Genomic DNA, 22,972 nt, shown 5'->3' on the forward strand with positions numbered 1-22,972 from the left:
AGCCCCGAAAGGCGCCTACGCGTCGCGGGTGCGCAGGACCGCGTAGCCGGCGCCGACCATGGCTGCCGCCCACCCCGCCAGGACCAGCACGCCCGTCATCGGGCCGTAGGGCTGGCCGTCGGCCACGTCCGACACCGCGCCGTAGATCGCCGCCACGCCCGCGGTGCCGGGCAGGTAGTCGTTGATCGACTGGACCGCGTCGATGCTGATCCGCGCCAGCACGGTGGGCAGGACGACTGCGATCACCAGTACCGCCGTCAGCCCACCCACCGCACTGCGGAGCGCGGCGCCGAGCCCCAGCGCGAACACCGCCAGCATCGCCGCGTACACCGCGGCCAGCACGGTGTCGGTCGCCAGGTCACCGATGCCCCAGCGCGCCGCCGACCCGGCGACCACCCCGGCCACCACCGAGCCGACGAGCTGCAGCACCGCGCCGGCCACCGCCACCGCGAGAGCCACCACCAGCGTCTTCGCGGCGAGCATCCGGCCGCGTACCGGCACCGCGCGGAGCGTCAGGCTGATCGTTCCGGTCGAGTACTCGCTGGTCACCGCGAGCAGGGCGGCAGCGATCAGGGCGTACTGCGCGAACTGGATCGACAGCAGCCCGGCGTCGGACACGACCAGCGCCGAGGGGCCGCCGCTGTCCTCGAAGTCCAGCCGCGCGTCCAGGCCGATCAGCACCGCGTACGCCAGCTGCAGGAACGCGGCCACGCCGAAACACCACCAGGTCGAACGGACCGAGCGAAGTTTCGCCCACTCGAACGCCATCGCCGCCCTCATCGCGTACTCCCGAACTCGACGGCGCCCGCGGTGAGCGCCAGGTAAGCGTCCTCAAGGGAATTGTGGGAACCGACGAACTCGGCGAGCGGAGCATCGGCGAGCAACCGTCCGCGACCGAGGACCAGCAGGTGGTCGGCGGTCAGTTGCATCTCGCTCATCAGGTGCGACGAGATGAGCACGGTCCGGCCCTCGCCGGCGAGTGAGCGGGCGAGGTCGCGCACCCAGCGGACGCCCTCGGGGTCGAGCCCGTTGACCGGTTCGTCGAAGACCAGCACGGGCGGATCGCCGAGCAGCGCGGCCGCGACGCCGAGGCGCTGGCCCATACCGAGCGAGAACTTCCCGGCGCGCCGGGTCGCCACGGACTCGAGGCCGACGAGGCCGATGACCTCGTCGACGCGGCCAGAGGAGATGCGGTGGCTGGCGGCCAGCGCCCGCAGATGGGCGCGGGCGGTGCGGCCGGGGTGCGCGCTGCGGGCGTCGAGCACGGCGCCGATCTCGCGCAGCGGCCAGGCCAAATTCCCGTACGGGACCCCGTTGATCAGCGCCTCCCCGGACGTCGGCCGGTCGAGTCCGAGCAGCATGCGCATCGTTGTCGACTTGCCGGCGCCGTTCGGCCCGAGGAAGCCGGTGACCTGGCCGGGGCGGATCTCGGCGGTGACGTCGTCCACCGCGAGGCGGTCGCCGTAGCGCTTGGTGAGGTGTCGGAGGGTGATCATGGGGCTCGAACCTAGGGATTCCGCCGCCCGATCACCGCCGCCGATCGGCAGGCACCGACCTGACGAAAGTCAACCCTTCAGAGCGGCGCGAGCAGTTTGTGTTCGCGGATCGCGGCGAGTGACAGCGTCCGGTATCCCTCCTCGTCGAAGAGAACCGTGAGCCGGTCGTCCTCCTCGCGCATCACGATGCCGTCGCCCCACTCCTTGTGGCGGACCCGCGACTGCACGGGGAACCCCGTTTCCCCCGAGGGCGTCTCCTCGGCCGTGCCGTCGCGGCACGTGTCGCAGTAGCCGCACGGTTCGGAGAGGTCCTCACCGAAGTACCCGAGCAGGAACTGCCGCCGGCATCCCTCGGTGTCGGCGTACCCCCGCATCATCTCGACGCGGGTCTGCTCGATGCGCTTGCGCGTCTCGGCCCACTGCACGGCTGCTTCGACCGCCTTCTCCACGGTCTTGCGGCCGTGCCACCGCGGTCCGTCCGGCGTGGCCGACACCGACCCGGACTGCTCGAAGATGTTCACCGCCCGCGTGACCCGCGCCTTCGTCAGGTCCAACTCGGACGCCAGGTCGGTGATCCGCACCGGACCCCGGTGGTGCTTGAGCCCGGTGCCGACCCGCACCAGCAGGTCCTCGTCGGGCGTCCCGCCGGTGAAGAACCGGGGGATGTGCAGATCCTCGGGGCGGAAGTACAGCGCGGCGATCGCCGTCTCGCCGTCGCGCCCCGCGCGACCGATCTGCTGGTAGTACGAGTCGAGCGACTCGGCCGGCCCCGCGTGGATCACGAACCGCACGTCGGGCTTGTCGATACCCATCCCGAAGGCACTCGTCGCGACGACGACCACGGGCTCGTCACCGCGGAACGCGTCGTGCACGGCCTCGCGCTCGGACGCCTTCATCCCCGCGTGGTACGCGAACGCGGGCACGTCCAGCTCGCGCAGCGCCTCGGTGTAGTCCGTCGCTTCGCGACGCGTCTGCACGTAGAGCAGTCCGGTCGGCGTCTCCGACGCCACCCGGTCGATCACTGCTTTGCGGACGCCGGACGCGGTGACCTGCCGCGACACCTCGAGCCACAGATTGGGGCGGTCGAAGCCGGCGATGACCTCCTCCGGCTCCCGCAGCCCCAGCACCTCGATGATGTCGGTGCGGACCGGGGGAGCGGCGGTGGCGGTCAACGCCAGCACGGTCGGATGGCCGAGGAACTCGATGGCCTCGCCGAGCCGCAGGTAGTCGGGCCGGAAGTCGTGGCCCCACGCGGAGACGCAGTGGGCCTCGTCCACCACGAACAGTGACGGCTCGGCGGCCTTCAGGGCCTCCAGCACGTCGGGCTTCGTGAGCTGCTCGGGAGCCAGGAAGATGAACTCCGCGTCGCCGTGGCGCACCGCCTCGAACGCGGCCGCGTTGTCGCTCGCGGACTGATCGGAGTTCACGACGACGGCGGTCGGCGCGCCGTGCTCGGCCAGCGCCTGCATCTGGTCCCGCTGCAACGCCAGGAGCGGCGAGACGACGATCGTCGGCCCGTCGATCAGCACGGCCGGGACCTGGTAGATCGCGGACTTCCCCGACCCGGTCGGTGCCACGACGAGCGTGTCGACGCCATTGGCCAGGTGCAGCATCGACTCGGCCTGGACGGGCCGCAGTTCGTCCCAGCCGTAGAGGTCGGCCGCGATGTTGCGCAGCTTCTTCACGTCGCTGCGGCGGCGGGCCCAGGTGAGGGGGGAGCGCCTGCGGCGGCGTTGCCGATCGTCGTTCGTGGTCACGGCTGCGCGGTACCCCGCTCTGTCGGTGGCCTACACGTACGTTGAGTCACGTTTGTGGGTGCGAGGGTAGACCACCTGGTCGATTAGGCTGGCCGACCATGTCGCACGCTGTACTGATGACCGGTGCCCCAGCGACCGGCAAGACGACCGTCGGGCGGTTGGTGGCCGGTGCGCTGCGGGCGGCGATCCTCGACCAGGACGTCGTCACCGGGCCTTTTGTCGTCGGCGCGGACCTCGACGGAGCGGCAGGTGCCGCGCTGCGCGCGGCCCGCTACGAGTCGATCCTCGCGACCGCCGCCGACTGTCTGTCAGTGGGCACGTCCGCAGTTCTCGTCGCTCCGTTCACTACCGAACGTAGTGACTCGGGTGCTTTCGGTGTTCTTGTCGAACGCTTCGCCGCAGTGGGGGCCTCCACGACGCTGGTGTGGCTGACCGCGCCGGCGGACATTTTGATCGCCCGAATGAGCTCTCGGGGAGCCGAGCGGGATGCCGGGAAACTCGCCGATCCCAGCGCCTACTTCCGGGCCGGTCTGCTCGACGCTCCGGCGGTCCCGCACGTGCGGATCGACGCCACACAGGACCCAGTAGCGCAACTGGAAAACATTCTGACTTCACTCCCTTGACATCTCCGCGTAGCAAGGCGCAGAGTTGCCGCACTTGGTCGTGACAACGATTACCTACCCGCTGAACTGGTGATCGTCGGTAATCCACGGTCATTCGTGACAACGTTTACCTTCACCGCGGAAGGGAGCTGCCGGACATGCTGATCGGAAACCCGAACCTCGCCATCGACCGGCTGGTCACGCTCGCCGAGATCGTTCCCGGCGCCGTGATGCGTTCCCGCCGCACCGAGCTCTCCCCGGGTGGCAAGGGCGTCAACGTCGCCCGCGTCTTACGGGCACACGGTGTCCAGGCACCGCTGCTCGGCCTGCTCTGCACCGGCGACGGCGCGATGCTGGCCGGTCTGCTGGCCGACGAGGGCGCCAATCTGGTCGCCGTGCCGACGCCCGGCACGGTCCGCCAGGCCCTGGTGTTCCGCGAGTCGGCCGCCGGTCGCGTCACCGTAGTGAACGAGCCCGGTGATCCGGTGCCGGCCATCGCGTGGCACGCCTACTGCGAGGCCGCGGCGGCGCGGCTGAGCGACGGTGACCTGTTCACGGTTTCCGGCAGCCTGCCGACCGGCGTGCCGGTCGAGGGCTACCGGCAGCTGGTCGAGCTCGCCCACGCGGCCGGTGCGGTCATCGTGGTCGACGCCGCTCCGGCGGCCCTCGCGGCCGCGCTGCCCGCCGGACCGGACCTGGTCACGCCGAACCTGGAGGAGGCCGAGGCCACGCTGTCCGGCGCGCCGGTCGACGTGCTGCCCATTCCGGACGGTGCCGACGTGCGCGAGCGCGCCGAAGCGGCGGCGCTGTCGCTGCTGGAGGCGGGCGCCCGCCGTGCGGTGGTCACGGCCGGGGCGGCGGGCAGCGCGTTCGCCACCGGATCGAGCGCGGCCTGGATCCCGACCGTTCCCGTGCGGGTCGTGAGCGCTGTCGGCGCCGGCGACTCGTTCGTCGGTGGCCTCGCGCTCGAGCTGCTGGCCCGCGGTCTGGACGACGACGCCTGGCTGCCCGCGGTGGTCCGCGGTGTCGCCACCGCGAGCGCGTCCTGCGAAACGCCGCTCGCCGGAGGGGTGGACCCTGCTCGGGCCGAGGAGCTGCGCGGCAAGATCGAGGCACTCCTCACAAAGGTCGGTGCCCCGTGAAGCAGACAGCAGTTCGGTTGAAGGACGTCGCGGCATTGGCCGCCACCAGCACGAAGACCGCCTCGCGCGTGATCAACGGCGACCCCCGCGTCGCCGAGGACACCCGCGTGCGGATCCTCGCCGCGGTCCGCGAGCTGGGCTACCGTCCCGACCCGACCGCGCGGTCGCTGCGCAAAGGCACCGACGACACGCTCGGCATCGTCGTCGACTCGATCGCGGACCCGTTCTTCGCCAGCATGACCGGCACGATCGAGCGGCTCGCGATCGCCCGCGGCCTGCGCGTCATGATCGCCAGCACCGGCCGTGACCCGCGGCTGGAGACCACCGTCGTCAACGACCTGCTGGCCCGTCGCGTCGCCGGGCTGATCATCGCGCCCACCGCGACCGACCACTCCTACCTCGAGCAGGCGGCCTGCCCGGTGCTGTTCGTCGACCGTCGTCCGGACGGGTTCGACGACGGCGAGACCGTGCTGGTGGACGACAACGGCGGCGCGCGCCAGGCGCTCGCGCACCTGGCCGCGCAGGGGCACCGCCGGGTCGGGTACGTGGGCGGCCGGATGGACGTCGCCACGACCCGCAACCGACTGCAGGGCTACCGCGACCAGGTCGCCGCGTCCGCGCTCCACGCCGACGAGGCCCTGGTCCGCACCGGCTGCAACACCGCCGACGACGGCCGCTCGGCCACCGTCGAACTGCTGGCGCTGTCCGACCCGCCCACCGCGATCTTCTCGTCGAACACGCGGACCTCCCTGGGCGTCGTCGCGGCGCTGCACGCCTGCAACCGCACCGACGTCGCGCTGGTGTGCTTCGGCGACTTCGCGCTGGCCGACGTTCTCGAGCCGGGCGTCACGGTCATCGACCACGACCCGGAAGCGATCGGACAGCTGGCCGCACGAACCATGTTCGAGCGACTGGCCGGCGAACCGGCCGTCGACAGTGACCGCACCCTCGGCCTGCGCCTGATCATGCGCGGTTCCGGTGAACGGAGGCCACCGCATGACTGAGCTCTTACTCGGTGTCGACCTCGGCACGTCCGACACCAAGGTCCTCGTCCTCCACGCCGACGGCACCCGCGTCGGCACCTGGCGCCGCCCCACGATCTGGCGTCGCTTACCCGGCCGCCGCGTCGAAACCGAAGCCCGCACCCTTCTCGACGGTGTGCTCAGCGTCGTCACCGACGCGCTGACGACGCTGGACGAGCCCCGCGTTCTCGCTCTGGGCCTCACCGGCCTGGCCGAGTCCGGGGTCGTCGTCGACGCCGCTGGGGCGCCGAAGTCGCAGGTCATCGCCTGGCACGACCCGCGCGGCGCCGAGCAGCTGGCGAAGGTACCCGCCGACTTCCGGGACGCGTTCCCGGTCACCACCGGCCTCCCGTTCCACCAGCAGTGGACGATCGCGAAGCTTCTCTGGGCACGCGACCACGGCCTGGAGCTCACGCCCGGCTGCCGCTGGCTCAACGTCCCCGAGTACATCGCGTTCGCGCTCGGCGCGGACCCGGTCGCGGAAGCGTCGCTGGCCTCCCGCACCGGGATGCTCGACCTGGACACCGGCGGCCCGTGGACCGCCGCGCTGGACCTGCTCGGCGTCGGCGCCGGCTTCATTCCCGAGCGACGCTACGCGGGGGAGCCGGCCGGCACCGTGCGGAACCCCGACGCCCCGGGGGCGTTACGCGGCGCGACGATCTCGGTCGCCGGGCACGACCACCCGGTCGCGGCCTTCGGCGCCGGCGCGGTCGGCAGCGACGACCTGTTCAACTCCTGTGGCACCGCCGATACGCTGCTGCGGGCGATCCCACGCGTGGTCACCGCCGACGAGCGTCGGTTGCTGACGAGCGCGCGGGTCGAGGTCGGCAGGCACATCCTTCCCGGGACGACGCTGGTCAACGCGCCGTCGCGGGCCGGGCTGGTGCTGCGCCGGGTGCAGACCGCGCTCGGCGCCACCGACCTGGGTGTTCTCGACGCGGCCTACGCGGGGGCCGACGCGTCGAAAGCCACCGTCACCGGTAGCGACGTGGAAGCCGACGACGTCGGAATCGCCCTGCGCGAGGGGGCGACCCCCGCGGACGTCTGGGCGGCCGCCGTCGACGCCAACGCGGGTTACACCGCTGACCTGCTCGCCCGGATCGCGCCGGTCGCCGGCCCGTACTCCAGGGCGGTCGCCGCCGGCGGCTGGCTGCGGCTGGCGTCGATCCGGCAGAGCAAGAGCGCGGTCCTGCCCGGGCTGACGTTCAGCACGATCGACCAACCGGGTGGGTTCGGCGCCGCCGTCCTCGCCGCGTGGGCGGCCGCCGGAAGCCCTGGCGAGATCGGGGAGTTCTCGGCCCGCCTCCGCCCCGGCTCTTTTTTTGTGCCAAGTAGGTAATCGATTACCTCCACGGCTGACGTACCAAGTCTTTCCGCTGAACCGACGAAGGGAACCCCATGACGACCGACTCGGTCGCTGCCACCACCACCCTGGACTCCATCGCCGACCAGAACGGCGTGTTCTCGATCATCGCGATGGACCAGCGCAACACCCTGCGTCGCATGTTCGCCGCCGTCGGAATCGACCCGAGCGCCGACGACATGGACCAGGCCAAGGTCGACGTCGCCGCCGCGCTCACGCCCCTGGCCAGCGGCATCCTGCTCGACCCGACGATCGGCGTCCCGGCGGTGCAGAAGGCCGGCGCGCTCGCCGACTCCTGCGGCCTGCTGATCGCCGCCGAGCCGGAGAAGCGTCCGACGTGGAACGGCGAGCCGCGCGCCGCCCGCGACCCGGAGCAGGGTGGCGAGTGGGTGCGCTCGCTGGGCGGCCACGCCGTCAAGTTCCTGATCCAGGTGCGCCCGCACCGGGTCTTTTCCGCCGGCGAGCCCGACCTCCAGGACGAGGCTCTGGACGTCGTCCGCCAGGTCGTCGCGGACTGCCGCGAGGCCGGGATCCCGTCGGTCGTCGAGAACCTCATCTACGCCCAGCCCGGCGAGGAGCTCTCCGCGCAGCAGCGCGAGGACCTGATCGTCGAGTCGGCGATCCTGCTCGACGCCCTGGCGCCCGATCTGCTGAAGCTCGAGTACCCGGGGTCGGCGGCGGGCGCCCGGCGTCTGGCCGACGCGCTGACCGGGCCGTGGGCCGTGCTGTCGGCCGGTGTGGCGTTCGACCAGTTCCAGGAGGTCGTGAAGGTCTCCTGCGACGAGGGCGGCGCGTCCGGGTTCATCGCCGGTCGGTCGGTCTGGAAGGAAGCGATCGGGATGAACGCCGCCGAGCGCACCGAGTTCTTCGCCTCGCAGGCTCGCCCGCGCCTGGAGAAGCTGCTCGGCGCCGTCGACGGCCGGGCGCGTTCGTGGCGAGAGGCGGCGCGTAGCTGATGGCTCCTGTGCTGCAGGCCCGCGGGATCACGCGGGAGTACGGACACGTCACCGCGCTCGCCGGCGCGGACTTCGAGGTCGAGGCCGGTGAGGTCGTCGCTCTCATCGGTGACAACGGCGCCGGCAAGAGCACGCTGACCAGGATCCTGTCGGGGACCGACATCCCCACCAGCGGGGAGGTCCTGTTCGAAGGCAAGCCGGTGACCATGGGGTCGCCGGTGGCCGCGCGCGAGCTCGGCATCGAGACCGTGTACCAGGACCTCGCGTTGGCGCCCCACCTGTCCCCGGTGCAGAACATGTACCTGGGCCGGGAACTCATGAAGCGCGGCCTGCTCGGCCGGATGGGCTTCATGGACAAGGCCGCGATGCGGGCCGGCAGCCGGAAGGCCTTCGACGACCTCGGCGCGACGGTCCGTGACCTCGAAGGCCCGGTCGGCGGGATGTCCGGCGGTCAGCGCCAGGGCATCGCCGTCGCCCGTGCCGCCGCCTGGGCCAGCAAGGTCATCTTCCTCGACGAGCCCACCGCCGCTCTCGGCGTCGTCCAGACGAAGAACGTGCTGGACCTGATCCGGCGTACCGCGGCGAACGGGATCGCCGTGGTGTTCATCAGCCACTCGATGCCGCACGTCATCGACGTCTCCGACCGCGTGCAGGTCATGCGGCAGGGGCGCCGGGTTGCGACGTTCCGCACCGCGGACACGTCGATGGAGCAGCTCGTCGGTGCCATGACGGGCGCCCTCGAGGGCAGCGCCGCATGACGGCGCAGCGCCGCATGACGGCCACACGGGAAGGGAGCTCGGCATGAGCAGCGTCGCCACCGAGACGCGCACGACCGGGGCCGGTGCTCCGAAACCGTCGGCCCCGTCGGGCCGCAAGCGAATCGCGAAGCTTTTCGCGACGCAGCAGCTGCAGATCGTGTTCGTGCTGCTGGTGATCTACGCGATCTTCGCGATCATGCGCCCGGAGACGTTCCCGACGCTCTACAACCTGCGCGGCATCGTCGTGAACACCTCGATCCTCGCGGTGCTCGGCGCCGGCATGACGCTGGTGATCATCACCGGCGGCATCGACCTCTCGGTCGGGTCGGTCCTGGTGTTCAGCGGCGTGATCGCGTCCAAGACCATGGTCGCCGCCGGTGGCCAGGGCTGGGGCGTCGCCGCGTTGGGCGTCGTCGTGGCCTGTGCTTGTGGCTTGGGCTGGGGCTTGCTGAACGGCGTGCTGATCGCGAAGCTCAACATCCCACCGCTGATCGTGACGCTCGGAACGCTCGGCATGGCGCTGGGGTTCTCGCAGATCATCACGAAGGGCGTGGACCTGCGTGACGCGCCGGACGTGCTGGTCAACAACATCGGCTTCGGCAACGTCTTCGGCCAGGTGCCGTGGATCTCGGTGATAGCGCTGGTCGTCGTCATCCTGGTGGGCATTCTGCTGCACCGCAGCCGCTGGGGCCTGCACGTCTTCGCGATCGGTTCGAACGCCGAAGCGGGGCGACGCGTCGGGCTCAAGGTCGACCGCCAGCTGATCGGCGTCTACGCGCTCGCCGGGCTGCTCGCCGGCTTCGCCGGCATCCTCAACCTCGTCTTCTACCAGTCGACGACGATCGGCGGGCAGACGCAGACGAACCTCAACGTGATCGCGGGCGTCGTGATCGGCGGCACGAGCCTCTTCGGCGGTGTCGGCACGATCTTCGGCACGATCATCGGCCTGTTCATCCCCGCGGTCCTGCAGAACGGCTTCGTGATCCTCGGCGTGCAGCCGTTCTGGCAGCAGGTCGTCGTGGGTGCGGTGCTCATCGCGGCGGTGTACGCGGACCAGACCCGGCGCGCCCGGGCTTTACGCGGCGGGCATTCCCGAGGTTTTCGCTTTCCCTTCCTTTCTTCGCGTTCTACTCCAACGAAGGAGCAGTCATGAAAAGAACTCGCACTGGTGCGGCGGTGGCCGGCCTGGCTGCGGTCGCGATGCTGGCCGCGGGATGCGGCGGCGGCGACTCGGCGAGCGGCGGCGACGGCTACAAGCTGGCGTTCATCGAAGGCGTGACCGGTGACGCGTTCTACGTGACGATGGGCTGCGGTGTGCAGGACGCGGCGAAGAAGGCCGGCGCGACCGTCGACATCCAGGGCGCGCAGAAGTTCGACGCGACGCTGCAGACGCCCGTGCTGCAGTCGGTGATCGCGTCCCGCCCCGACGCGATCCTGATCGCGCCGACCGACGCGAAGTCGATGGAGCAGCCGATCAAGCAGGCCACCTCGGCCGGCATCAAGGTCGTGCTCGTCGACACGACGCTCGAGAACACCGACGGGATCGTGTCGTCGATCTCGTCGGACAACAAGGGCGGCGGGGAAGCGGCGTTCAAGGCGATCCAGCAGCTGGCGCCGAACGGCGGCAAGGTGCTGGTCATCGACAACCAGCCGGGTATCAGCACGTCGGACGCGCGGACGCAGGGCTTCGACGGCGCGGCGAAGGCCGACCCGAAGTACACGAACCTCGGGGTTCAGTACGTGCAGAACGACCCGGCGAAGGCCGCGCAGATCGTCACCGCAGCGCTGCAGAAGGACCCCGACATCGTCGGCATCTTCGCGACGAACCTGTTCGGGGCGACCGGTGCGTCGACCGGTGTGCGGCAGGCCGGCAAGCAGGGCGCGGTGAAGATCGTCGGGTTCGACGCCGGGTCCGACCAGGTGAAGGCGCTGAAGGACGGCACGATCCAGGCGCTGATCGCGCAGCAGCCCGGAACGATCGGCACCGATGGGGTGGACCAGGCCGTCAAGGCACTGAAGGGCGAGTCGACCGAGAAGACGATTCAGACCGGGTTCACGATCGTGACGAAGGACAACTTGAGCAGCGCGGAGGGTCAGGCCGCGCTGTACAAGTCCAGCTGCTGAGCTCAGCAGCTCGGGGGTGAGCCCCGGCCGGCGTGTGCCGGCCGGGGCTTCGCCGTCTCGCGCGTCCTGCGCGCCGGGTTGCGCTGGTCAGGGGGCTGGGCGGGTGGGGGTACTGCTGCGGCCGGTTCGGCCGGTCATTTCGTGCGCGCGCCGGCGGCGAGGGCGGCGGCGAACGCGGCGTCCGCGTCGGGGACGAACACGCGCAGCAGGCTCGGCATCCTCGGCCAGTCGGCGTGCCGGTCGAAGGCCAGAACCACGGTGTCGCCGACCCGGATCTCGCCGTGTCCGATGTGACCGTCGTCGGTGACGACCCGCGGGGCCACTGTGGTAGCCAGGCGGTGTGCTCATGCGTCGACGCTAGGCGTCGTTCCGGTCAGTTCCTGGCCGCAATGGCCGGAACCGGCGCAGGCGCTGGCTGTTGGCGACGACGAACACCGACGAGAACGCCATCGCGCCCCCGGCGAGCATCGGCCCGAGCAGTCCCGCCGCCGCCAGCGGGATCGCCGCGACGTTGTACGCGAACGCCCAGAACAGGTTGGTGCGGATCGTGCGCAGGGTACTGCGGGAGAGGCGGATCGCGTCCGCGGCGGCGAGGAGGTCGTCCCGGACGAGCGTGAGGTCTGCGGCCTCGATCGCGGCGTCGGTGCCCGTGCCCATGGCGAGGCCCAGGTCGGCCTGGGCGAGGGCGGCGGCGTCGTTCACGCCGTCCCCGACCATCGCGACGACCCGTCCCTCGGCCTGGAGCTGCTTGACGACGTCGACCTTGCCCGCGGGCAGCACCCCGGCGATCACGCGATCGATCCCCACTTCTGTGGCGACTTGCTTCGCGACGATCTCGCTGTCGCCCGTGAGCAGCACCGGCGTAAGCCCGAGCCGCGTGAACGCGTGGACCGCAAGGCCACTGGTCGCCTTGACGGAATCCCCCACCGTCACCACACCCCGGCCAACCCCGTCCCACCCCACAACCACCGCGGTGAGCCCCGCCGCCTCCCCGCGCGCCACCGCCGCCTCGACCTCCGGCGACACCAGGTACCCCCGCTCGGCGAACAGCGCCACCCGACCCACCACGACGTGGTCGTCCCCGACCAGGGCGGTGACGCCGAGGCCCGGGGCGTTGTGGAAGTTGGTGACCTGGGGGAGTGGGGTGGTCGGGGCTGCGGCGATGGCTCGGGCGACGGGGTGTTCGCTGGCGGACTCGACCGCGGCGGCCAGAAGGAGTACCTCGTCGGGGTCCTCGCCCGGCGCCGCGACCACGTCGTGCAGCGTCATGCGCCCCGTCGTCACGGTGCCGGTCTTGTCGAGCACGATCGTGTCGACCCGTCGCGTCGACTCCAGGATCTCGGGACCGCGGATCAGCACCCCGAGCTGCGCCCCGCGCCCGGTCCCCACCAGCAACGCGGTGGGCGTCGCCAGCCCCAACGCACACGGGCACGCGATGATCAGCACCGCGACGGCCGCGGTGAACGCCGTGGTCCACCCCGCGCCGGACCCCACCCAGAACCCGAGCGTCGCCACGGACAACGCCAGCACGATCGGTACGAACACCCCGGAGATCCGGTCGGCGAGCCGTTGTACGGGAGCTTTCCCGGCCTGCGCCTGCTCCACCAGCGCCGCCATCCGCGCGAGCTCCGTGTCGCGTCCGACCCCGGTCGCCCGCACGACGAGCCGCCCACCGACGTTGACCGTCCCGCCGGTCACCGTGTCGCCGACCCCGGCCTCGACCGGAACCGACTCCCCGGTGAGCATCGACGCATCGACCGCCGACGCCCCACCCTCCACGACCCCGTCGGTAGCAATCGTCTCCCCGGGCCGAACCACGAACCGGTCACCCACCACCAACTCACCACTGGCCACCCGCACCTCGGCGTCGTCGCGCAGGACGCTGACGTCTTTGGCGCCCAGGGCTAGCAGGGCCTGGAGGGCACCCGTCGCGCGGCGCTTCGAGCGGGACTCGAAGTAGCGTCCGGCCAGGAGGAACGTGGTCACGCCGGCGGCGACCTCGAGGTAGATCGTTCCGCGCGGATCCTCGGAGCCGAGCCGCCAGGAGAACGGATGCGTCATCCCCGGCATCCCCGCCGTGCCGAAGAACAGCGCCCACAGCGACCACCCGAACGCCGCCACCGTCCCGAGCGACACCAGCGTGTCCATCGTCGCCTCGCCATGGCGCAGATTGCGCAGTGCCGCGCGATGGAACGGCAGCCCGCACGCGACCACCACCGGTGCGGCCAACGTCAGCGACAGCCACTGCCAGTACTCGAACTGCCACGCCGGCACCATCGCGAGCACGACCACCGGCACGCTCAGCACGATCGACACCAACAACCGCGTCCGCGCAGGATCCGCCGCCGGCTCCTCGGGAACGACGGCCGCGGGCAGCACCGCGGTGTACCCCGCCTTCTCGACAGCGGCGATGAACTCGTCCGACGAGTGCCCACCCTCGGCGGAAATCGTCGCCCGCTCGGTGGCGTAGTTGACGGTGGCGCTCACCCCGTCGAGACGGTTGAGCTTCTTCTCGATCCGCGCGGCACACGACGCGCACGTCATCCCGCCGATCTCCAGCTCGATCATCGGTGCGCCTCCTGCGTGAACTCGGCGGTGTGCACCACGTCGCCGTGCCTGAAGTCGAAGTACAGGCGGTACCGGCCCTCGGACGGCACCTCCGCGGCGAACGTCGTCCCCGCCGTCGGGTGCACGTGCAGGTACGCCAGGTCGCCCTCCCGGAGCGCAACGAGGTGCCCCGACGAGCCGAGATAGGGCTGCAGGTCCGCGACCGGCCTTCCGTTCCGGCTCACTGCCAACGACACCGTCGACGCCGTGCCGGGCGTCAACTCGCCGGTGAGCGTGACGGTGTAGCCGTCGACGGTGGCAACGGACCGCGGGCGCGGCAGCGCCACCGGGCGGTACTCGCCGGGGGCCGGCACGTCGACGCCGAGCGTGAGGCCCTCGTCGCGGGTGGCGGGGCGGAAGTCGGCGAACACGCGGTACTGGCCGGGTGCGGCCACGGCGAGCGGGATCGACCACGTGCCGTCGGCGCCCAGGACCGGGTGCACGTGCTGGAAGCCCGACAGGTCGCGACGCACCACGATCAGGTGCAGGTCCTTCTCGTGTTCGGCCACGTACCGCGTAACGGGGACGCCGTGCGTGTCGAGGATCCGGAAGCGGAACGGCTCGGACGCGGTCGTGGACAGCCCGGGGGACAGCGGCTCGAGCCGGTACCCGTCCTGCGCGGTCTGCAACCCGGCCGGCACGGCCACCGCGGCCTCGTCGTGGCCGGCGTCGTGGCCGCCTTCAACGGCGTCGTGGCCGGGCGACTCCTCGCCGTGCTCCGCCGCCGCGGCAGGTGGCGGTTCGGGCTCCGGGCCCCTCCACCGCCCCACCCCGATTGCCGCGGCGAACACGACAACCAGGGCGAGCGCGAAAACCGAGAGACGGATCGACGTATGCACAGGGGCCTCCTCGTCATGACGACGAGTCGAATATACGGGTACCCCCTATAGGTATCAACTCGGCCCCACTGGAGAAGGAGCGCTAGTCAGGTACGTCGGGGACGAAGAAGGCCGGAAGTGGCCGATCATCGAGAGGATCCGGCTCCCGGCGACCACCCGCGCGCCGATGCGGTTCCCGGTGCGCCACGTGTAGACGACGGCGACCAGCGTGATGACGCCGTACGCGGCGCCGGCGATCAGCACGGCGGCGGGCGGGCCCGGCTCGTCGCTGTCCGGGATGCTGAGCAGACTGGCCAGGTCGCTCACGGCGAGCAGCGCGGCCAGGACGAGGCCGACCTTTGCCCGGGTCAACCGGGCATCGGGCGGAGTCCGCCCGGGCGTTCCGCGCGCCATCATCGGACCATGGATCCCGACATCCGTGTCCTGATCGCCGACGATCACCCGGTCGTGCGACGGGGAATCCGCGCGCTGCTCGGCTCGCTGCCGGGCGTCGAGGTGGTGGCGGAAGCCGCGAGCGGCGCCGACGCGCTGCGGGAGGCGCAGCTGACGCGGCCCGACGTCGTGGTGATGGACGTTCAGATGCCGGGGATGGACGGGGTCGAGGCCACCCGGCGTCGACGGTGCCGTTCCCGGAGCTCACACCACGGGAGCGCGAGATCCTGGGGCGCCTGGCCGCGGGGAAGTCCAACGGTGCGATCGCGGCGGCGCTCGGCCTGGCGCCGAAGACGATCGGCAACCACCTGTCCACGATCTTCGCCAAGTTACGCGTGGCCGGTCGCGCCGAGGCCATCGCCCGGGCGCGCGACGAGGGGCGCCGCCGACCTGCCGGAACTCCCGGCGGCGGTCGAGGTCGCCGCGTACCGAGTGGCGGTGGAGGCGCTGACGAACGTGTCGCGGCACGCGGGGTCGGGTCGGCGCGGTTCTCGCTGGCGGTCCGCGACGGAAGGCTCCTGGTCGCGGTGCGGGACGAGGGACGGTCGGCGCAGCCGTGGGCGCCGGGCGTCGATGCGGGAACGGGTCGAACGCATCGGCGGAACCCTCACGGCGGGCGGAGGCCCCGACGGCGGGTCGGTCGTGGCCGATCTCCCGCTCGAGGTGCAGGCCGGCGGTCCGCAGCCTGGGATCGGTGGACCGTGGATGCAGGACGGGCCGGACGGTAGAAACAGAGGGTGATCGATCGGACCGGACTGGCGGAGTTCCTGCGGCGTCGGCGGGAGTCGCTGCAGCCAGAAGACGTGGGGCTGCCGCGCGGGCAGCGCCGTCGCACGAGTGGGCTACGGCGGGAAGAGGCAGCCGCGCTCTGTCACATGTCGGCCGACTACTACTCCCGCCTCGAACGGGAACGCGGCCCGCACCCGTCGGAACAGATGATCGCGTCGATCGCGCAGGGCCTGCACCTCTCGCTCGACGAGCGCGACCACCTGTTCCGCCTCGCCGGCCAGAACCCGCCCGCCCGCGGACCGGCCGGTGACCACATCAGCCCCGGCCTGCTGCGCGTGTTCGACCGCCTCACCGACACCCCCGCCGAGATCGTCACCGAGTTGGGCGAAACGCTGCGCCAGACCCCGCTGGGCGTGGCGCTGACCGGCGTGACGACCGAGTTCACCGGCCCGGCGCGCAGCATCGGGTACCGGTGGTTCGCCGATCCGGCCTCGCGGGCGATCTACGCGCCCGAGGACCACGCGTTCCTTTCCCGGGTGTGGGTGTCCGGCCTGCGGGAGATCGCCACGCTGCGCGGTCCGGGGTCGCGGGCGGAGCACTACGCCGAGCTGCTGCTCGGCGAGAGCGCGGAGTTCCGGGAGATCTGGGAACGCCACGAGGTCGGCGTGTACCCGCAGGAGACGAAGCGGTTCGCGCACCCCCGGCTCGGTGCGCTCGAGCTGACCTGCCAGGCGCTGGTCGATCGGGGGCAGTCGCACGCGCTGCTCGTCTACACGGCGATCCCGGGCAGCGAGAGCCACGACAAGCTCAGCTGTTGTCCGCGCTCGGCGTCTGAGGGCGGCTGAAGCCTCGGAAGGCGTCCATGATGCGGACGCTCGTCCGCTAGACTGCGGCGATGGCGAACCGAGGAACCGGGCCGGACTTCGTGGAGGCCCTGGCGAGAGGGCTCGACGTGCTGGCGTGCTTCGACGCCCGGCGGCCGGTGATGTCGCTGAGCGAGGTGGCCGGCGCGACCGACCTCGCGCGCCCGACCGCCCGGCGGCTCCTGCTGACGCTGGAGGAGATGGGGTACGTGCGCACCGCCGAGGGCGGTGGGTTCGCGCTCACGCCGAAGGTTCTCGCGCTCGGGATGGCCTACGTCAGCTCGCAGGGGCTGTGGGAGATCGCGCGGCCGCACCTGGAGCGGCTGGTCGCGGCCACGGGGGAGTCCTCGTCGATGGCCCAGCTCGACGGGTCGGACATCGTGTACGTGGCGCGGGTGTCGGTGCCGAAGATCATCACGCTGCGCGTGGACATCGGGACGCGGTTCCCGGCCGCGCAGACGTCGCAGGGCAAGGTGCTGCTGGCCGGGCTGTCGCCGGCCGAGGCGGAGCGGGTGCTCGCCGAGCCGAGCCGGTCCGGCCTGCCGCGGTACATCGGGCGCACCGCGGAGGAGCTCGCGGCCGAGCTCACCGAGGTACGCGCCCGTGGCTGGGCGCTCGCCGACGAGGAGCTCGCGCCCGGCGTGCGGTCGGTGGCCGCGCCGGTGCGGGACGGCTCGGGCGCCGTCCGGGCGGCGATGAACGTGACCGTCCACGCGGCCGAAACGACGCTCGAAACCCTGCTCGACGCCCATCTGCCCCGGTTGTTGCGTACCGCCGGCGACGTGAGCGCCGAATGGGCCCGGTGGCAGTCGCGTCCCCACACCGAGATCCAACGCGCCGAAACCGCCTGATCTTGACACCCCGCGGAACGCACGAGAGGCTGGCGGACAAGTGTCCGCATGGTGGTTGGGGGTCGCGTGAGTAGTAATGGTCCGCTCTCGGGGGTGGTGGTCGCGGACTTTTCGCGGGTGCTGGCCGGGCCGTACGCCACGATGCTGCTCGCCGACCTCGGCGCCGACGTCGTCAAGGTGGAGGGCCCCGCCGGTGACGACACCCGCGGCTGGGTACCTCCCACGCGGGACGGGGTCGGCACCTACTACCTCGCGGTCAACCGCAACAAGCGGTCGATCGCGCTGGACCTCACGAACCCCGACGACCTCGCGGTCGCCCACGCGCTGAGCCGTCGGGCGGACGTGTTCATCCAGAACTTCAAGCCCGGCGGCCTGGTGCGCTTCGGCCTCGACTACGAGTCCGTGCGGGCCCGGAACGAGCAGAGCATCTACTGCTCGATCAGCGGCTTCGGCGCCGAGGGCGGCGCCAAGCTCCCCGGCTACGACCTTCTCGTCCAGGGCATGTCCGGTCTGATGAGCCTCACCGGCGACCCCGACGGCAAGCCGTTCCGCGCCGGCATCTCGGTGTTCGACGTCATGACCGGCATGCACTCGGTGATCGGCATCCTGGCCGCGCTGCACCACCGGGACGAGACCGGCGAGGGCCAGCACATCGAGACGAACCTGCTCTCGACCGCACTGTCGTCCCTGGTGAACCAGACTTCGGCCTACGTCGCCGGGGGTGTGGTGCCGAGCCGCATGGGCAACGCGCACCTGAGCCTGTTCCCGTACGAGCCCCTGCAGACCGGCGACGGCGAGCTGATCGTCGTCGCGGGCAACAACGGTCAGTTCCGCAAGCTCGCCGAGGTGCTCGGGCACCCCGAGTGGGCCGACGACCAGCGGTTCGACACGATCGGCAACCGCAACGACAACCGCGAGGAGCTGCGTCCGCTCCTGCTCGGAGCGCTCTCGACGAAGAGCGCGCAGGACTGGTTCGGCATCCTCACCGAGGCCGGCCTCCCGTGTGGCCCGATCAACACGGTGCAAGGTGGTGTGGAACTCGCTGAACGATTGGGCCTGCAGCCCGTCGTAGCGGTGGAAGGCATACCCACGGTGCGCAATCCGATCCGGTTCTCGGCGACCCCGCCGACCTACCGCTCGGCCCCACCGGAGTTGGATGAACACGGCGACGAGATCCGGCGCTGGCTGACCGAGACGGCCGAGGAGGCCCGCCGTGGCTGAGCAGATCGACCGGCCGGTCTATCCCACCGCGCTGGGCGCTTCCAGCAGGCACGAGATCACGCTGCTCGGGCAGAGCCTGGCGAACGACGTCATGGGCAACGTCGGGTTCGGTGAGCTGGCGTTCTGGCTCGCCACCCAGCGCCGCCCCAGCGCGGGCGAGACCCGGGTGTTCGAGGCCGTGCTCGCCGCGCTGGCCGATCACGGGTTCACGCCGACCGCGATCGTCACCCGCCTGACGTACCTGTCCGCCCCCGACTCGGTGCAGGGGGCCCTCGCGGCCGGGCTGCTCGGCGGGGGTTCGCGCTTCCTCGGCGTCACCGAAGACTGCGGACGATTCCTGCACGAGGCGCTCGCCGGCAAGCAGCCGGAAGCGAGCTGGGACGACTTCGCCCGGGAGGTCGTCGCCGCGCAGCGGGCGGCGAAGAGGTTCATTCCCGGCCTCGGCCACCACGTGCACAAGGACGGCGACCCGCGCACGCCGCGCCTGTTCCAGATCGCGGAGGAGGAGGGCCTCGTCGGGGAGCACCTGAGCCTCTTCGCCGCGATCGGGCGGGTGCACCCGGAAATCCTCGGTAAGACGCTGCCGCTCAACGGCGCCGGGGTGTGCGGCGCTGCGCTCGCGGACCTCGGTCTGCCGCTGGAGCTGCTGCGAGGCTTCGCGCTGCTGGCCCGCACCGCAGGTCTCATCGGGCAACTCGCCGAAGAGCTGCGGCACCCCGTTGCCAACGACATCTTCCTGTCGGTGGATTTGAACAACAAGTCGGTAGCACCCCAACCCGAACAGACACAGTCCAACGGAGGGCTTCATGGCTGAACTGGTCGCGGTCATCGCGTCCACGCACCACCCGTTCTATTACAAGACCAGCACGCTGCCGGAAGAGGAACGACCACCGTTCGCGGCGGAGTGGATCGCCAAGATCCAGAACTTCCGGGAGACGCTCACCAAGGCGCGTCCCGACGTGCTGGTCATGGTGGGCTCGGACCACTTCCACCAGCTGTGGCTGGACAACATGCCGCAGTTCCTCGTCGGCAAGGCGCCGGTCTACGACGCCAACTGGTACAACGAGGAGCGCGAGTTCGGCTTGCCGCGGATGCGCCTGGCCGGTGACGAGGCGTTCAGCCAGCACATCCTGCGCGAAGGCCTGGACGCCGGTTTCGACCTCGCGTTCAGCAACGAGCTGCGCATCGACCACAGCGTGACCTGCCCGATCATCACGCTGCGGCCCGAGGCCGACCTGCCGATCGTCCCGATCTACACGAACATCTTCGCGCCGCCGCTGCCGCAGCCGAAGCGGTTCGTCCAGCTGGGACGGACGATCCGGGAGCTCGTGGAGTCGATGCCGGGCAACCAGCGGGTCGCGGTGATCGGCACCGGGCACCTCTCGCTGGAGCTGGGTGGGCCACGCCAGTTCGGGCCGACCGGCCCGGACCCGGAGTTCGACCGCAAGGCCGTCGAGTGGATCGCGTCCGGCGACATCGAGAAGTCCCTCGCGGAGGTGACGCTCGAGAGCCTGCACCTGCCGGGCAACGCCACGCACGGGTTCATGGACTTCATGCTGATGATGGGCGTCGCCGGCGAGGGCGCGAAGGCCGACTACGTGGAGACGGTCGACCTGTTCCACACGATGGAGGCCTACTTCACCTGGTACCCGAAGGGGGAGTCCCAGTGAGCAAGTACCTGGTGAACAAGTTCCTCTACACGGTGGACCGTGACCCGGACCTCGTCGAGCGCTACAAGACCGACCCCAGTGGCACGGTGGCGTGGTGGGAGGCCGAGAAGGCCAACGAGATCCTGAACGTCACCACCCAGGAGAAGTCGACCTGGCTGGAGTTCACCGACTCCGAGCGCGAGGCCCTGGTCGCCCAGGACCACGTCAGGCTGTTCGAAATGGGCGCGCACCCGTTCCTCACGCTGACGCTCTTCATCGCGATGTTCGAGCACGACCACGAGCCGCTGGGCTACGTGAAGGCGTACGCGCAGCGGATGTCACACATCTCGCTGCCGTACCCCGACATCGCCACGTAGGGCCTGTGACCAGCGCATGTTAGGTTAGGCTCTCCTGCCCCACATTTCAGGAGTTGTAACACCATGCGCTTAAACCGGTTCCTCGCCGGAACTGTCGCGGTGGCCATGAGCGTCGCTCTGGCCGCCTGCGGCGGTTCGGACGACGACTCGGCGTCCTCGGACGCCTCGGCCGGCTCCGCAGCGTTCCCGGTCACGATCAAGCACGCGCTCGGCACCACGACGATCGAGAAGAAGCCCGTCCGGGTCGCGACCGTCAACTGGGCGAACGAAGAGGTTCCGCTGGCGCTCGGCATCGTGCCGGTCGGCTTCGCGAAGGCCAACTTCGGCGACGACGACACCGACGGCCTGCTGCCCTGGACCAAGAAGAAGCTCGACGAGCTCGGCGGCGACACCAAGCCGGTGCTGTTCGACGAGACCGACGGCATCGACTTCGAGGCCGTGGCCGACACACAGCCGGACGTCATCCTCGCCGCGTACTCGGGTCTGACCAAGCAGGACTACGACACGCTGAGCAAGATCGCCCCGACCGTCGCCTACCCGTCGGCGCCGTGGGCCACCGCGTGGCGCGACACGATCAAGCTCGAGAGCGAGGCCCTCGGGCTGAAGTCCGCGGGCGACACGCTGATCTCCGACATCGAGTCGCAGGTCAAGTCCGAGGTCGACAAGCACCCGAGCATCGCGGGCAAGTCCGCCATGTTCATCACGCACATCGACCCGGCCGACCTGAGCAAGGTCACCTACTACACCGCGCACGACACCCGCGTGCAGTTCTTCGCCGACCTCGGCCTGAAGGACGCCCCGGCGGTCGAGAAGGCCTCGGCGAGCTCCACGGAGTTCTCCGGCAGCCTGAGCTCCGAGCAGATCCAGGAGCTGAACGACGTGGACATCATGGTGTCCTACGGCGACGCGGACAACAAGCTGCTCAGCCAGCTGCAGGCCGACCCGCTGCTCGGCAAGATCCCCGCGATCAAGCGCGGCTCGGTCGTGTTCTTCCCCGGTAGCGGCCCGCTGGCCACCGCCGCGAACCCGACGCCGCTGTCGATCTCGTACGTGACGAAGGACTACGTCGAGCTGCTGGCGACTGCCGCCGACAAAGTGAAGTGACGACCGTTGCTCCCCAGCCGGACGCCGCCGTCGTGCGGCGTCCGGCGCCGGTCACGACAGCCTGGATCGTCCTCGCGGTCGCCGCGCTCCTGGCGGCCGTGTTCGCCTCCGTCGCGATCGGCTCCCGGCACGTCGGCCTGGCCGACATCTGGCACGCGGTCCTCGGCCAGCAGGACACGTTGAACGAGGCCGCGGTCACCAAGCGGATCCCGCGCACGATCCTCGCGGCGGTCGTCGGGGCGGCGCTGGCCGTCTCCGGTGCCGTCATGCAGGGCGTGACGCGCAACCCGCTCGCCGACCCCGGCATCCTCGGCGTCAACATGGGTGCCGCGCTCGCGATCGTCATCGGCATCACGACGTTCGGCCTGTCGTCGGTGACCAGCTATGTCTGGGTCGCGATCGTCGGCGCCGGGCTCGCCGCGGTGTTCGTCTATTCGGTCGGGTCGCTGGGCCGGGGTGGCGCCACGCCGCTGAAGCTCGCGCTGGCCGGTACCGCGACGACGGTCGCGTTCATCTCGCTGATCCGTGCGGTGGTCCTGCCCCGCGGTGACGTCGCCGGGCTGTTCCTGTCCTGGGAGATCGGCGGGGTCGGCGGGGCCACGTTCTCGAGCCTGCGGCAGGTCGCGCCGTTCCTCGTCGTGGGGTTCGTGGTGTCGCTGGCCGTCGCCCGGCCGTTGAACTCGTTGGCGCTCGGTGACGAGCTGGCGACGGGGCTGGGGGAGCGGGTCGCCGTTACGCGTGCACTCTCGGCGATCGGCGCCGTCCTGCTCTGTGCCGGTGCGGTCGCCGCGGCCGGTCCGATCATGTACGTGGGGTTGATCGCGCCGCACGTCTGCCGGTTGATCGTCGGCACCGACCACCGGTGGCTGCTGCCGTTCTCGGCCGTCCTCGGCGCGGTGCTGCTCACCGTCGCCGACGTGCTCGGCCGAATCGTCAACCGCCCCGACGAGATCGACGTCGGCATTCTGGCCGCGCTGGTCGGCGCCCCGTTCTTCATCTACATCGTCCGGAAGCAGAAGGTGCGGGAGCTGTGAGCACAGTCGGGGTCGTGGTCCGCGGCCGCCACCGCCGCGCGCTCCG

General features: G+C 70.9%; 22 protein-coding genes and 2 pseudogenes. 17 read left to right on the forward strand and 7 right to left on the reverse strand.

The window, feature by feature from the left end; translation table 11 throughout:
• Nucleotides 1–15: 15 nt before the first annotated feature.
• The 3 genes from ACGFY5_RS09535 to ACGFY5_RS09545 all read right to left on the reverse strand — a co-directional run bounded on the left by ACGFY5_RS09535 (nt 16) and on the right by ACGFY5_RS09545 (nt 3,253).
• Nucleotides 16–780 (reverse strand): ABC transporter permease, encoded by a 765-nt coding sequence (locus ACGFY5_RS09535; RefSeq protein WP_392719143.1) that lies wholly within the window; start codon nt 778–780, stop codon nt 16–18.
• On the reverse strand, nt 777–1,496 hold the full coding sequence (locus tag ACGFY5_RS09540) for an ATP-binding cassette domain-containing protein (protein ID WP_392719144.1): 720 nt from the start codon (nt 1,494–1,496) through the stop codon (nt 777–779). Before ACGFY5_RS09540 ends, ACGFY5_RS09535 begins: the two co-directional genes overlap by 4 nt.
• Before the next feature lie 77 nt (nt 1,497–1,573).
• Nucleotides 1,574–3,253: a RecQ family ATP-dependent DNA helicase gene (locus tag ACGFY5_RS09545; RefSeq protein ID WP_392719145.1), complete on the reverse strand. Its 1,680-nt coding sequence runs from the start codon at nt 3,251–3,253 to the stop codon at nt 1,574–1,576.
• Between the two features lie 116 nt (nt 3,254–3,369).
• Between ACGFY5_RS09545 and ACGFY5_RS09550 the strand changes: the two genes are divergently transcribed.
• The 8 genes from ACGFY5_RS09550 to ACGFY5_RS09585 all read left to right on the forward strand — a co-directional run bounded on the left by ACGFY5_RS09550 (nt 3,370) and on the right by ACGFY5_RS09585 (nt 11,220).
• On the forward strand, nt 3,370–3,876 hold the full coding sequence (locus ACGFY5_RS09550; protein ID WP_392719146.1) for an AAA family ATPase: 507 nt from the start codon (nt 3,370–3,372) through the stop codon (nt 3,874–3,876).
• 137 nt (nt 3,877–4,013) lie between these two features.
• Nucleotides 4,014–4,997 (forward strand): 1-phosphofructokinase family hexose kinase, encoded by a 984-nt coding sequence (locus ACGFY5_RS09555; RefSeq protein ID WP_392719147.1) that lies wholly within the window; start codon nt 4,014–4,016, stop codon nt 4,995–4,997.
• Nucleotides 4,994–6,001, forward strand: a complete 1,008-nt coding sequence (locus tag ACGFY5_RS09560) for a LacI family DNA-binding transcriptional regulator (RefSeq protein WP_392719148.1) — start codon at nt 4,994–4,996, stop codon at nt 5,999–6,001. Before ACGFY5_RS09555 ends, ACGFY5_RS09560 begins: the two co-directional genes overlap by 4 nt.
• A complete protein-coding gene (locus ACGFY5_RS09565) occupies nt 5,994–7,358 on the forward strand; it encodes an FGGY family carbohydrate kinase (RefSeq protein ID WP_392719149.1) in 1,365 nt (454 codons plus the stop codon). The genes ACGFY5_RS09560 and ACGFY5_RS09565 overlap by 8 nt, the downstream gene beginning before the upstream one ends.
• Before the next feature lie 59 nt (nt 7,359–7,417).
• Nucleotides 7,418–8,338: a hypothetical protein gene (locus ACGFY5_RS09570; protein ID WP_392719150.1), complete on the forward strand. Its 921-nt coding sequence runs from the start codon at nt 7,418–7,420 to the stop codon at nt 8,336–8,338.
• Nucleotides 8,338–9,096, forward strand: a complete 759-nt coding sequence (locus ACGFY5_RS09575; protein WP_392719151.1) for an ATP-binding cassette domain-containing protein — start codon at nt 8,338–8,340, stop codon at nt 9,094–9,096. Before ACGFY5_RS09570 ends, ACGFY5_RS09575 begins: the two co-directional genes overlap by 1 nt.
• Nucleotides 9,097–9,139: 43 nt before the next feature.
• Nucleotides 9,140–10,249 (forward strand): ABC transporter permease, encoded by a 1,110-nt coding sequence (locus ACGFY5_RS09580; RefSeq protein ID WP_392719152.1) that lies wholly within the window; start codon nt 9,140–9,142, stop codon nt 10,247–10,249.
• Nucleotides 10,246–11,220, forward strand: coding sequence for an ABC transporter substrate-binding protein (locus tag ACGFY5_RS09585; protein WP_392719153.1), 975 nt, complete (start codon nt 10,246–10,248; stop codon nt 11,218–11,220). Before ACGFY5_RS09580 ends, ACGFY5_RS09585 begins: the two co-directional genes overlap by 4 nt.
• A 143-nt stretch (nt 11,221–11,363) precedes the next feature.
• Here the strand turns inward: ACGFY5_RS09585 and ACGFY5_RS09590 are convergent.
• From ACGFY5_RS09590 to ACGFY5_RS09605, 4 genes and pseudogenes are all read right to left on the reverse strand, one after another.
• Nucleotides 11,364–11,534: pseudogene (locus ACGFY5_RS09590) on the reverse strand (VOC family protein); the annotation flags it as partial.
• Nucleotides 11,535–11,577: 43 nt separating this feature from the next.
• Nucleotides 11,578–13,788 (reverse strand): heavy metal translocating P-type ATPase, encoded by a 2,211-nt coding sequence (locus ACGFY5_RS09595; RefSeq protein WP_392719154.1) that lies wholly within the window; start codon nt 13,786–13,788, stop codon nt 11,578–11,580.
• Complete coding sequence (locus tag ACGFY5_RS09600; protein ID WP_392719155.1) at nt 13,785–14,666, reverse strand: hypothetical protein; 882 nt, start codon at nt 14,664–14,666, stop codon at nt 13,785–13,787. Before ACGFY5_RS09600 ends, ACGFY5_RS09595 begins: the two co-directional genes overlap by 4 nt.
• 54 nt (nt 14,667–14,720) lie before the next feature.
• Entirely contained in the window at nt 14,721–15,059 is a 339-nt protein-coding gene (locus ACGFY5_RS09605; protein ID WP_392719156.1) for a hypothetical protein, read from the reverse strand.
• 9 nt (nt 15,060–15,068) lie between these two features.
• Between ACGFY5_RS09605 and ACGFY5_RS09610 the strand changes: the two are divergent.
• From ACGFY5_RS09610 to ACGFY5_RS09650, 9 genes and pseudogenes are all read left to right on the forward strand, one after another.
• Nucleotides 15,069–15,487: pseudogene (locus ACGFY5_RS09610) on the forward strand (response regulator transcription factor); the annotation flags it as partial.
• A 348-nt stretch (nt 15,488–15,835) separates the two neighbouring features.
• On the forward strand, nt 15,836–16,672 hold the full coding sequence (locus tag ACGFY5_RS09615; RefSeq protein WP_392719157.1) for a helix-turn-helix transcriptional regulator: 837 nt from the start codon (nt 15,836–15,838) through the stop codon (nt 16,670–16,672).
• Nucleotides 16,673–16,722: 50 nt separating this feature from the next.
• Nucleotides 16,723–17,541: an IclR family transcriptional regulator C-terminal domain-containing protein gene (locus tag ACGFY5_RS09620; RefSeq protein ID WP_392719158.1), complete on the forward strand. Its 819-nt coding sequence runs from the start codon at nt 16,723–16,725 to the stop codon at nt 17,539–17,541.
• 48 nt (nt 17,542–17,589) lie between these two features.
• Complete coding sequence (locus tag ACGFY5_RS09625) at nt 17,590–18,762, forward strand: CaiB/BaiF CoA transferase family protein (RefSeq protein ID WP_392719159.1); 1,173 nt, start codon at nt 17,590–17,592, stop codon at nt 18,760–18,762.
• 4 nt (nt 18,763–18,766) lie between these two features.
• Nucleotides 18,767–19,576, forward strand: a complete 810-nt coding sequence (locus ACGFY5_RS09630; protein ID WP_392720449.1) for a citryl-CoA lyase — start codon at nt 18,767–18,769, stop codon at nt 19,574–19,576.
• Nucleotides 19,569–20,432 carry an extradiol ring-cleavage dioxygenase gene (locus ACGFY5_RS09635; RefSeq protein ID WP_392719160.1) on the forward strand — a complete coding sequence of 288 codons (864 nt, stop codon included), beginning with the start codon at nt 19,569–19,571 and terminating at the stop codon, nt 20,430–20,432. The genes ACGFY5_RS09630 and ACGFY5_RS09635 overlap by 8 nt, the downstream gene beginning before the upstream one ends.
• On the forward strand, nt 20,429–20,788 hold the full coding sequence (locus ACGFY5_RS09640) for a hypothetical protein (protein ID WP_392719161.1): 360 nt from the start codon (nt 20,429–20,431) through the stop codon (nt 20,786–20,788). Before ACGFY5_RS09635 ends, ACGFY5_RS09640 begins: the two co-directional genes overlap by 4 nt.
• Before the next feature lie 63 nt (nt 20,789–20,851).
• Nucleotides 20,852–21,892: an iron-siderophore ABC transporter substrate-binding protein gene (locus ACGFY5_RS09645; protein WP_392719162.1), complete on the forward strand. Its 1,041-nt coding sequence runs from the start codon at nt 20,852–20,854 to the stop codon at nt 21,890–21,892.
• Nucleotides 21,889–22,926, forward strand: a complete 1,038-nt coding sequence (locus ACGFY5_RS09650) for a FecCD family ABC transporter permease (protein WP_392719163.1) — start codon at nt 21,889–21,891, stop codon at nt 22,924–22,926. Before ACGFY5_RS09645 ends, ACGFY5_RS09650 begins: the two co-directional genes overlap by 4 nt.
• The last annotated feature ends 46 nt before the right edge of the window (nt 22,927–22,972 follow it).

The sequence above is a fragment of the Cryptosporangium sp. NPDC048952 genome (genome assembly GCF_043197895.1).
In the GTDB taxonomy this organism is placed as follows: domain Bacteria; phylum Actinomycetota; class Actinomycetes; order Mycobacteriales; family Cryptosporangiaceae; genus Cryptosporangium.

Excerpts from the sequence above, each read along its gene's own strand:
- ACGFY5_RS09605 (WP_392719156.1), bottom strand. The coding sequence starts at position 15,059 with ATGGCGCGCGGAACGCCCGGGCGGACTCCGCCCGATGCCCGGTTGACC.
- ACGFY5_RS09585 (WP_392719153.1), top strand. The coding sequence starts at position 10,246 with ATGAAAAGAACTCGCACTGGTGCGGCGGTGGCCGGCCTGGCTGCGGTC.
- ACGFY5_RS09595 (WP_392719154.1), bottom strand. The coding sequence starts at position 13,788 with ATGATCGAGCTGGAGATCGGCGGGATGACGTGCGCGTCGTGTGCCGCG.
- ACGFY5_RS09635 (WP_392719160.1), top strand. The coding sequence starts at position 19,569 with ATGGCTGAACTGGTCGCGGTCATCGCGTCCACGCACCACCCGTTCTAT.
- ACGFY5_RS09535 (WP_392719143.1), bottom strand. The coding sequence starts at position 780 with ATGAGGGCGGCGATGGCGTTCGAGTGGGCGAAACTTCGCTCGGTCCGT.
- ACGFY5_RS09555 (WP_392719147.1), top strand. The coding sequence starts at position 4,014 with ATGCTGATCGGAAACCCGAACCTCGCCATCGACCGGCTGGTCACGCTC.
- ACGFY5_RS09580 (WP_392719152.1), top strand. The coding sequence starts at position 9,140 with ATGAGCAGCGTCGCCACCGAGACGCGCACGACCGGGGCCGGTGCTCCG.
- ACGFY5_RS09565 (WP_392719149.1), top strand. The coding sequence starts at position 5,994 with ATGACTGAGCTCTTACTCGGTGTCGACCTCGGCACGTCCGACACCAAG.
- ACGFY5_RS09550 (WP_392719146.1), top strand. The coding sequence starts at position 3,370 with ATGACCGGTGCCCCAGCGACCGGCAAGACGACCGTCGGGCGGTTGGTG.
- ACGFY5_RS09620 (WP_392719158.1), top strand. The coding sequence starts at position 16,723 with ATGGCGAACCGAGGAACCGGGCCGGACTTCGTGGAGGCCCTGGCGAGA.
- ACGFY5_RS09625 (WP_392719159.1), top strand. The coding sequence starts at position 17,590 with ATGGTGGTTGGGGGTCGCGTGAGTAGTAATGGTCCGCTCTCGGGGGTG.
- ACGFY5_RS09540 (WP_392719144.1), bottom strand. The coding sequence starts at position 1,496 with ATGATCACCCTCCGACACCTCACCAAGCGCTACGGCGACCGCCTCGCG.
- ACGFY5_RS09575 (WP_392719151.1), top strand. The coding sequence starts at position 8,338 with ATGGCTCCTGTGCTGCAGGCCCGCGGGATCACGCGGGAGTACGGACAC.
- ACGFY5_RS09645 (WP_392719162.1), top strand. The coding sequence starts at position 20,852 with ATGCGCTTAAACCGGTTCCTCGCCGGAACTGTCGCGGTGGCCATGAGC.
- ACGFY5_RS09570 (WP_392719150.1), top strand. The coding sequence starts at position 7,418 with ATGACGACCGACTCGGTCGCTGCCACCACCACCCTGGACTCCATCGCC.